Below are 8,735 nucleotides of genomic sequence, written 5' to 3'. Positions count from 1 at the left end.
GCCGGGCACCCGGGTGAGCGCGGTGACGTCGCTGTCGTGCAGCGCCTGCCGCAGCGCCCCGGCATCGTGCACGGCCAGCGTCGCCATCGCCAGGCGGGGCCCCACCCCGGACACCGACAGCAGCGTGAGGAACAGGTCGCGGGTTTCGGTGTCGGTGAAGCCGTACAACGTCATCGAGTCCTCGCGGACGATCATCGCGGTGATCAGCCGCGCCTCGGTGCCGGTTCGCAACGTGGACAGCGTCGAGGGCGTCGCGTTCACCCGGTAGCCGACGCCGACGGCCTCGATCACCACGTGATCGAGCGCCACCTCGACGACCTCGCCGCGCACCGAGGCGATCATCGCGCGGCCTTCAGCTTGGCGCCCAACTTGGCCTTGTATTTCTCGCGCTGCTCGGCGGCCGTCGCTTCGGCCGCGGCCATCCGGGCGATCATCGGGGCCCGCCAGCAGTGACAGATCGCCAGGGCCAGCGCGTCGGCGGCGTCGGCGGGCGTCGGTTTGGCTTGCAGCGCAAGGATTCTGGTGACCATCGCGGTGACCTGCGCCTTATCGGCCGCGCCGTTGCCGGTGACCGCGGCCTTGACCTCGCTGGGGGTGTGGAAGTGCACGTCGATGCCGCGTTTGGCGGCTGCCAGCGCGACCACGCCGCCGGCCTGGGCGGTGCCCATGACGGTCGACACGTTCAGTTGGGAGAACACCCGCTCGACCGCCACGACGTCGGGTTGGTGGGTGGCCAACCAGTGCTCGACGGCGTCGCTGATCTTCAGCAGCCGTTCGGCGAGCGGTGCGTCGGACGGGGTGCGCACCACGTCGACGTCCAGCGCCACCACCGTGCGCCCGCGCCCGCTCTCGACGACCGACAGACCGCATCGGGTCAGGCCGGGATCGACGCCCATCACCCGCATTCGGACTCCCACCTAGTAGAACAGCTGTTCGATACCCTAGCGGCCGGCGCCGACGGGCCCGGGTAGGACACGCGGCGCCGCCGCCGATTCCCGGCGCGACGTTACGGCGCCGAACCCGCGAAAAAGCTGTTAGCTTTACCCCACGTTCGCTCGAGCAACGTGGCAACGAAGGGGTTGGCGTGGGATCTCTGCTGGTCATGATCGCCGTGGTGCTCTTCATCGCGTCCATCGTGGTGTTGGTGGTGGCTTTGCGGCGACCCAAGCAGCCGGCCCAGGGGGGCGGGCGACCGGACCCGCTCGCCGCCGACGCGATGCCCCAATTCGGGCCGCGCCAGCTCGGGCCCGGCGCCATCGTCAGCTACGGCGGCACCGACTACATCGTGCGCGGTTCGGTCACCTTCCGCGAAGGCCCCTTCGTCTGGTGGGAGCACCTGCTGGAGGGTGGCGACCAGCCGCTCTGGTTCAGCGTCGAGGAGGACGACGGGCGCCTGGAACTCGCGCTGTGGGTGACCCGCAAGGACGTGCCGCTGCGGCCCGGCGACCCCTACGTCGTCGACGGCGTGATGTTCCACGAGTCCGAACGCGGCCGCGCCTCCTACACCACCGAGGGCACCACCGGCCTGCCGGCCGGCGGCGAGATGGAGTTCGTCGACTGCACCAACGCCGACGAGTCGGCGCTGCTCTCGTTCGAGCGCTGGGCCCCGGACATGCCCTGGGAGGTCTCGACGGGCAAGTCCGTCTCGCCGGGCGAAATCACCGTGTATTCGGCGCCCCCACCCAGCCCGGCGTAGCGCAAAAGGTCTCCTCGGTGCCCCTTCATCAGCTCGCCGTGACCCCGGCCGACGTATCCGGCGAACGGCTGGGGCTGGCCCTCAACGCGCCAGTGCCCGCGCCGCTGGCCAGCTGCCGGCTCGGCCACCCCGGCGGCGGCCCGACGCTACTGCTCGGGGTGCTCGGGGCCTCACACGTCGTCGCGGTGGAGCAGGCGTTCTCAGAGGAAATCTCCTGTACCGCACGCAATCTCGGGGCCGACCTGCCCGAGCGCACCGATGCGCCCGGCTACCGCCTGCGATCGCGCACCGACACCCACGACGAGGCGAGCTTTCGCCGGCTCGCACGGGACCTGCGCGCCCGGTGCGCCCGCCGGGCGGGCTGGCTCGGCGGCACCTTTCCCGGCGATGACGCCGCACTGACCGTGCTGGCCGCCGAACCCGACGGCGCCGGCTGGCGCTGGCGGACCTGGCACCTCTACCCGGGGCGGCACGGCGGAACGGTGGTCCACACGGCCAGCCGGTGGCGCCCGTGAGCCGCAACCGCCTGTTCGTGATCGCCGGCGTGCTGGGCGCGGCCGGCCTGGCGTGCCTGATCTTCGGAATCATCTTGTTGCAGAAGAACATTGGATCATACGTCGCCGGGCACTATCACGAATACGCCCGCGACGTGAACGGGACCCGCTACCAGTGCGGCGGATCCCCCGACCAGGTGGCCGACACGCTCGCCGACTATGCCGAACCCGACGCGCGGGCCGACAACGGCAAAACCGAGTACCTGCGCTACAGCAACAACATCGTGATCGTCGGGCCCGACGGCGGCTACCCGTGCAGCATCCGCGTCGAACCCCTGAGCGCCGGATACAGCCACGGCGCCTTCATCTTCCTCGGCCCCGGGTTTTCCCCCGGATCCCCGTCGGGCGGCGCCGGAGGCACCCCCGGCGGCCCCGGCGGAACCAAATGACTCCCACCACCGCAAAGGAGAGCATCATGTATCTCGCCGTCGAGATCGGCACCGTCGACCTCAATCCCGTGCTGAAGGGCGCGGTCGCGACCATCCTGTACTTCGCGGTCGGCATGGCCGTGCTGCTCGTCGGGTTCTACGCGGTCGACGTGCTGACCCCGGGCAAGCTGCGCCAGCTGGTGTTCATCGACCGCCGGCCCAATGCGGTGGTGGTCGCCGGCGCGATGTACATCGCCCTGACGATCGTGATCATCACCGCGATCGCCAACAGCTACAGCCAGCTGGGCCAGGGCCTGGTCGGCGTGGCGGTATACGGGTTGATGGGTGTGATCCTGCTGGGCGTCGCGCTGTTGACCATGCACCTGCTGATCCCGGGCAGTTTCCACGAGCACATCGACGAGCCCGAGCTGCATCCGGGATCGTTCGCGGTGGCGCTGATACTGCTCGCCGTGGGAGGGGTGACCGCCGCGGCGGTGTCATGAGCGCGGTCGGATCTGCGGGCGAGGTGCGGGCGCCCGAGGCGACGCGGCCCGCGGCGACGTCGGGGCGGTGGCGGGCGCTGTTGCTGGCCGCCGTCGCGGCCTGCGCGGCGTGCGGCATCATCTACGAACTCGCGCTGCTGACGCTGTCGGCGAGCCTGGACGGTGGCGGCATCGTCGCCACCTCGCTGATCGTCGCGGGCTACATCGCCGCGCTGGGCGTGGGCGCCCTGGTGGTCAAACCCCTGCTGGCGCACGCCGCGATCACCTTCATCGCCGTCGAAGCGCTGCTGGGCATCGTCGGCGGCCTGTCGGCGGCGGCGCTCTACGTGGCGTTCGCCTTCGTGGACGGGTCGACGTGGGTGCTGGCGGTGGGCACCGCGCTGATCGGCGGCCTGGTCGGCGCCGAGGTGCCACTGCTGATGACGCTGCTGCACCGGGGCCGGACAGGGCCCGACGAAGACCAGGCGGCCGATGCCGGCCGCACGCTGGCCAACCTCAACGCCGCGGACTACCTGGGCGCGCTGCTGGGCGGGCTGGTCTGGCCGTTCCTGCTGCTGCCGCAACTGGGGATGATCCGCGGCGCGGCGGCCACCGGCATGATCAACCTGGCCGCGGCGGCCGTCGTGGCGGTTTTCCTTCTGCGCCAGGTGGTTTCGATACGGCAACTGGCGTTGGCGCTGGGCGCGCTGGCCGCCGCCGCGGCGCTGCTGGCCACCCTGCTGCTGCGCTCTGCCGACATCGAAACCACAAGCAGGCAAAGGCTTTACGCCGACCCGATCATCGCCTACCGGCACACGGCCTATCAGGAGATCGTGGTGACCCGCCGCGGCAACGACACCCGGCTGTACCTCGACGGCGGGCTGCAGTTCTCCACCCGGGACGAATACCGCTACACCGAAAGCCTCGTCTACCCCGCCCTCGGCAACGGCGCGCGATCGGTGCTGGTGCTCGGCGGCGGAGACGGCCTGGCCGCCCGCGAATTGCTGCGCGTCCCCGGCATTTCCACGATCGTGCAGGTCGAGCTCGACCCCGCGGTGATCGACATCGCGCGCACCACGCTGCGCAACGCCAACGGCGGTTCGTTGGACAACCCGCGGGTGGCCGTGGTGACCGAGGACGCGATGAACTGGTTACGCCGGCCGAACGTGGACCGCTTCGACGCGGTCATCGTCGACCTTCCCGATCCGGACACACCGGTGCTGGGCCGGTTGTACTCGACGGAGTTCTACGCGCTGATCGCCCGGGCGCTGACCCCCGGCGGGCTGATGGTGGTGCAGGCGGGCAGCCCCTTCTCCACGCCGACGGCGTACTGGCGCACGGTGTCGACGATCCGCGCCGCCGGCTACGCCGTCACGCCGTATCACGTGCACGTGCCCACGTTCGGTGACTGGGGATTCGCCCTGGCCCAGCGCGCCGGCGCCGCCCCGGTACCCAGGGTGCCCGCGAATGCGCCGCCGCTGCGGTTCCTCAATCAGCGGGTGCTCGACGCCGCCGGCGTGTTCTCCGGTGACGTCGGCCCGCGCGCGGTGGACCCGTCGACCCTGGACAATCCGCGCATCGTCGAGGACATGCGGCACGGCTACGACTAACCCCGGCGGTACCGGTTACTCCTCGTCGAGCGCGGCCAGCACCTCGTCGGACAGATCGACGTTGGTCCAGACGTTCTGCACGTCGTCGCTGTCCTCCAGTGCGTCGACGAGCTTGAACACCTTGCGCGCGCCCTCGACGTCGACCGGCACGCTGACCGACGGCTGGAAGCTGGCCTCCGCCGATTCGTAGTCGATGCCGGCGTCCTGCAGCGCGGTGCGCACCGCAACCAGGTCGGTGGGCTCGGAGATGATCTCGAAGCTGTCCCCGAGGTCGTTGACGTCCTCGGCGCCGGCCTCGAGCACCGCGGTCAGCACGTCGTCCTCGGTCAGGCCATTCTTCTCCAGCGTGACCACGCCCTTGCGGCTGAACAGGTAGGACACCGAGCCGGGATCGGCCATGTTGCCGCCGTTGCGGGTCACGGCCACCCGGACCTCGCCGGCCGCGCGGTTGCGGTTGTCGGTCAGGCATTCGATCAGCACCGCGACGCCGTTGGGCCCGTAGCCCTCGTACATGATCGTCTGGTAGTCGGCGCCACCGGCTTCCTCGCCGGCGCCCCGCTTGCGGGCGCGCTCGATGTTGTCGTTGGGCACCGAGGTCTTCTTCGCCTTCTGGATGGCGTCATAGAGCGTCGGGTTGCCGGCCGGGTCACCACCGCCGGTACGGGCGGCGACCTCGATGTTCTTGATCAGCCGGGCAAACTCCTTGCCGCGGCGCGCGTCTTTGACGGCCTTCTGGTGCTTGGTGGTGGCCCACTTGGAATGGCCGCTCATCACTGTCCTATCTTCAAAATCCTCTTGTTTTTGTGGCCAGACGAGTCTACGTGGACGGCCCGATGCGCCGACCGTCACGCCAGCGTGGCAGTCGTTATCGGACGTCACTCCTGCGTGACGGTCGGCGGGCGGGTGCCTCTGACGAGGTCGACGAACAGGTGGTGAATGCGCCGATCGCCGGTCATCTCCGGGTGAAACGCCGTGGCCAGGTTGCGTCCTTGCCGCACCGCGACGGCATGTCCGGCCGCGCTCGCCAGCACCTCGACGCCGTCGCCCGTGCGCTCCACCCAGGGGGCGCGGATGAACACCGCGCGCACCGGATCGTCGAGCCCCGCGAACGGGATGTCACCCTCGAACGAGTCGACCTGTCGTCCAAAAGCGTTGCGCCGCACCGTCATATCGATCGCACGCAACGGCAGCGCCTCGCGCCCGCCCGCGCCGGCGTCCAGAATCTCGCTGGCCAGCAGGATCATTCCGGCGCAGGCGCCGTAGGCGGGCAGCCCGTCGGCCAGCAGGCCCCGCAACGGCTCCAGTAGCCCGAGATCTCCCAGCAGATGGCTCATGGTGGTCGATTCACCGCCGGGAATGACCAGCCCGTCGACCGACTCGAGCTCGCTGCGCCGCCGCACCGGCATCGATTCGGCGCCGGCCTCGCCCAGGGCGGCCAGGTGTTCGCGGGTGTCGCCCTGCAGCGCCAGCACCCCGATCCTGGGATGGGTCACAGCGCGCTCACGTCGGCCGGTATCCGCGCTTGAAGCGGGTCAGCCCCTCCTGCATGACCGCCGCGACCATCTCACCGGACTGGGTGAAGATCTTGCCCTGGCACAGCGAGCGGCCGCCGCTGGCCGACGGCGAGCTCTGGTCGTAGAGCAGCCATTCGTCGGCCCGGAACGCCCGCATGAACCACATCGCGTGGTCCAGCGACGCCACCTGCAGGTGCTCACGCACGTCGAGATGGGTGACCTGGGCCGATCCCAGCAGCGTCAGGTCGCTCATGTAGGCCAGCGCGCAGATGTGCAGCACCGGGTCGTCCGGCAGCGGGTCGCGGTGGCGGAACCACACCTGCTGCTGGGAAGCCTTGCCCGGCAACAGGTGCAGCCGATCGCGCGGCACGATGCAGACGTCCCACTCCTCGAACTGCTTGAACCCGGCGTCGTCGAAGACCTTGATCGAGTCCAGGCCGGGCAGGCCGTCCGGCGGCGGCGCGGCCGGCATCGGGTCCTGGTGGTGAATGCCCTCCTGGTCGGTCTGGAAGGACGCGCCCATGGAAAAGATGATCTCGCCGTGCTGGATGGCGTTGACGCGGCGGGTGGCGAACGACCCGCCGTCGCGGGTGCGTTCGACGATGAAGACCGTGCGCGCTAAAGCGTCCCCGGGCCGCAGGAAGTACCCGTGCAGCGAGTGCACCTGGTAGTGCGGGTCGACGGTGCGCACCGCCGACACCAGCGACTGCCCGGCTACATGGCCCCCGAAGGTGCGCTGCAAGAATCCCGACTCTGGGCTGAAGATGCTGCCCCGGTAGATGTTGAACTCGAGTTGCTCGAGATCAAGAATCTCTTCGATCGCCACGGAAAAGTTTTTACCAGCCGCGTTCGGCCAGCCGGTGCGGCTCCGCGATCTGTTCGACGTTGATGCCGACCATCGCCTCGCCCAGCCCGCGCGACACCTTGGCCAGCACGTCGGGGTCGTCGTAGAACGTGGTCGCCTTGACGATCGCGGCGGCGCGCGCGGCCGGGTCGCCGGACTTGAAGATGCCCGAGCCCACGAACACGCCCTCGGCGCCGAGCTGCATCATCATCGCCGCATCCGCCGGGGTGGCGATGCCGCCCGCGGTGAACAGCGTCACCGGCAGCTTGCCCGCCCGGGCCACCTCCACGACCAGGTCGTAGGGGGCCTGCAATTCCTTTGCGGCGACGAACAATTCGTCTTCGGACAGCGATGTCAGGCGGCGGATCTCGCCGCCGATGGCCCGCATGTGCGTGGTCGCGTTGGAGACGTCGCCGGTGCCGGCCTCGCCCTTGGAGCGGATCATGGCCGCGCCCTCGCTGATGCGCCGCAGCGCCTCACCGAGGTTGGTCGCCCCGCACACGAACGGCACGGTGAACTTCCACTTGTCGATGTGGTGGGTGTAGTCGGCCGGGGTGAGCACCTCGGACTCGTCGACGTAGTCCACGCCGAGGCTCTGCAGGATCTGCGCCTCGACGAAGTGGCCGATGCGGGCCTTGGCCATCACCGGGATGGTCACCGCGGCGATGATGCCCTCGATCATGTCCGGGTCGCTCATCCGGGACACCCCGCCCTGGGCGCGGATGTCGGCGGGCACCCGTTCCAGCGCCATGACCGCAACGGCGCCGGCGGCCTCGGCGATCTTGGCCTGCTCGGGGGTGACGACGTCCATGATGACGCCGCCCTTGAGCATCTCGGCCATGCCGCGCTTGACGCGCGCCGTCCCGGTTCGCCCGTTGCCGTTCGGGGGGTGGGCGGTATTCACTGCTTGCTCTCCTTCAACCGTTGTCGACCCAGTCTAATGAGGCGCTTTGGCCCCCGTGGACCGGCGGAGTCAGCGGATGGACAGCAGCGGCCCGGGGGTGCGGCCGCCGGCGAGCGCGGCCGCGTCGGTGAGCAGTCCGGATAGCTGCATGGGGTACACCGTCTCGCCCGCCGCGACCAGCTGCGCGATGTCAGCAGCGTCACACCAGCGGTGGCCGTGGATATAGCTGTGTTCCAGCTCGGTTCGGCCCGTGCGCGACGGCTCGAACCGTTGGGTGCGGTAGACGAAGTAGAACTCCTCGCTGTCGATCAGCGAGCCGTTGAACTCGAAGACCTCGTCGCGCCGCCACACGGGCCCGATCATCTCGGCCGGCTCGACGCGCAGACCGGTTTCCTCGGCCAGCTCCCGCGCGGCGGCCTCGGCCAGCCGCTCCCCCTGCTGCACTTCGCCACCCACCGTGAACCACCATTTCGGCGCGCGCCCCCCGGCGAGCGCGGGGTCCGACCCGCACAGCAGCAGCACCGCGCCGGTGTCGTCGAGCAGCACGATGCGCGCCGAGGTGCGGTGGTTGAGGACGCCGTGATCGCCGTGGGCCAGCGCGTGCGGTCGCTCGACGATCTCGAAATAGCTTGGCAGCGCCGCGGTTCCGCCCAGATGAAACAACCGCACCAGGGGCCGTTCGGCCAGGGCCAGGGTGTCGCGGACGGCGTCGTTGTGGAAGCGGCGGGCCAGCACCACGCGGGCCTCGGCGTCGGCCAGCTCG

The 8,735-nt window shown here is 69.9% G+C and carries 12 protein-coding genes; 5 read left to right on the top strand and 7 right to left on the bottom strand.

Annotation, left to right across the window (positions count from 1 at the left end; all coding sequences use genetic code 11):
* Together ruvA and ruvC are read right to left on the bottom strand one after the other, a co-directional pair.
* Positions 1–342: Holliday junction branch migration protein RuvA (gene ruvA, locus DQP58_RS24810; protein ID WP_133259432.1), on the bottom strand; the 342-nt coding region annotated here is incomplete at its 3' end.
* Positions 339–905, bottom strand: a complete 567-nt coding sequence (gene ruvC / locus DQP58_RS24805) for a crossover junction endodeoxyribonuclease RuvC (RefSeq protein ID WP_112710754.1) — start codon at positions 903–905, stop codon at positions 339–341. The genes ruvC and ruvA, both read right to left, overlap by 4 nt.
* Before the next feature lie 179 nt (positions 906–1,084).
* On the opposite strand from ruvC, the gene DQP58_RS24800 reads away from it, so the two are divergent.
* From DQP58_RS24800 to DQP58_RS24780, 5 genes are read left to right on the top strand one after another with little or no spacing between them, the layout of a single operon-like run.
* On the top strand, positions 1,085–1,696 hold the full coding sequence (locus DQP58_RS24800) for a DUF4178 domain-containing protein (protein ID WP_112710753.1): 612 nt from the start codon (positions 1,085–1,087) through the stop codon (positions 1,694–1,696).
* 17 nt (positions 1,697–1,713) lie between these two features.
* Positions 1,714–2,211: a DUF2617 family protein gene (locus tag DQP58_RS24795; protein WP_205869538.1), complete on the top strand. Its 498-nt coding sequence runs from the start codon at positions 1,714–1,716 to the stop codon at positions 2,209–2,211.
* Positions 2,208–2,639, top strand: a complete 432-nt coding sequence (locus tag DQP58_RS24790) for a DUF4247 domain-containing protein (protein WP_112710755.1) — start codon at positions 2,208–2,210, stop codon at positions 2,637–2,639. The genes DQP58_RS24795 and DQP58_RS24790 overlap by 4 nt, the downstream gene beginning before the upstream one ends.
* A gap of 26 nt (positions 2,640–2,665) precedes the next feature.
* Positions 2,666–3,121 (top strand): DUF350 domain-containing protein, encoded by a 456-nt coding sequence (locus tag DQP58_RS24785; RefSeq protein WP_066863848.1) that lies wholly within the window; start codon positions 2,666–2,668, stop codon positions 3,119–3,121.
* Entirely contained in the window at positions 3,118–4,710 is a 1,593-nt protein-coding gene (locus DQP58_RS24780; RefSeq protein ID WP_112710751.1) for a polyamine aminopropyltransferase, read from the top strand. Before DQP58_RS24785 ends, DQP58_RS24780 begins: the two co-directional genes overlap by 4 nt.
* A gap of 15 nt (positions 4,711–4,725) precedes the next feature.
* Here the strand turns inward: DQP58_RS24780 and DQP58_RS24775 are convergent, their stop codons facing one another.
* The 5 genes from DQP58_RS24775 to DQP58_RS24755 form a co-directional block, all read right to left on the bottom strand.
* Positions 4,726–5,481 carry a YebC/PmpR family DNA-binding transcriptional regulator gene (locus DQP58_RS24775; protein WP_112710750.1) on the bottom strand — a complete coding sequence of 252 codons (756 nt, stop codon included), beginning with the start codon at positions 5,479–5,481 and terminating at the stop codon, positions 4,726–4,728.
* 104 nt (positions 5,482–5,585) lie between these two features.
* Positions 5,586–6,203 carry a pyridoxal 5'-phosphate synthase glutaminase subunit PdxT gene (pdxT, locus tag DQP58_RS24770; protein WP_112710749.1) on the bottom strand — a complete coding sequence of 206 codons (618 nt, stop codon included), beginning with the start codon at positions 6,201–6,203 and terminating at the stop codon, positions 5,586–5,588.
* 7 nt (positions 6,204–6,210) lie between these two features.
* Positions 6,211–7,050, bottom strand: coding sequence for an acyl-CoA thioesterase II (gene tesB / locus DQP58_RS24765; protein ID WP_112710748.1), 840 nt, complete (start codon positions 7,048–7,050; stop codon positions 6,211–6,213).
* A 10-nt stretch (positions 7,051–7,060) separates the two neighbouring features.
* The gene (gene pdxS / locus DQP58_RS24760) at positions 7,061–7,972 is read right to left on the bottom strand and encodes a pyridoxal 5'-phosphate synthase lyase subunit PdxS (protein WP_112710747.1); all 912 of its coding nucleotides are present in this window, start codon (positions 7,970–7,972) and stop codon (positions 7,061–7,063) included.
* 69 nt (positions 7,973–8,041) lie between these two features.
* Positions 8,042–8,735: NUDIX hydrolase (locus DQP58_RS24755; protein WP_112710746.1), on the bottom strand; the 694-nt coding region annotated here is incomplete at its 5' end.

It is taken from the genome of Mycobacterium colombiense (genome assembly GCF_003284975.1).
Lineage (GTDB): Bacteria > Actinomycetota > Actinomycetes > Mycobacteriales > Mycobacteriaceae > Mycobacterium > Mycobacterium europaeum_A.
The sequence above is the reverse complement of the archived record's forward strand: the minus strand, read 5'-3'. Positions and strand labels throughout refer to the sequence as shown.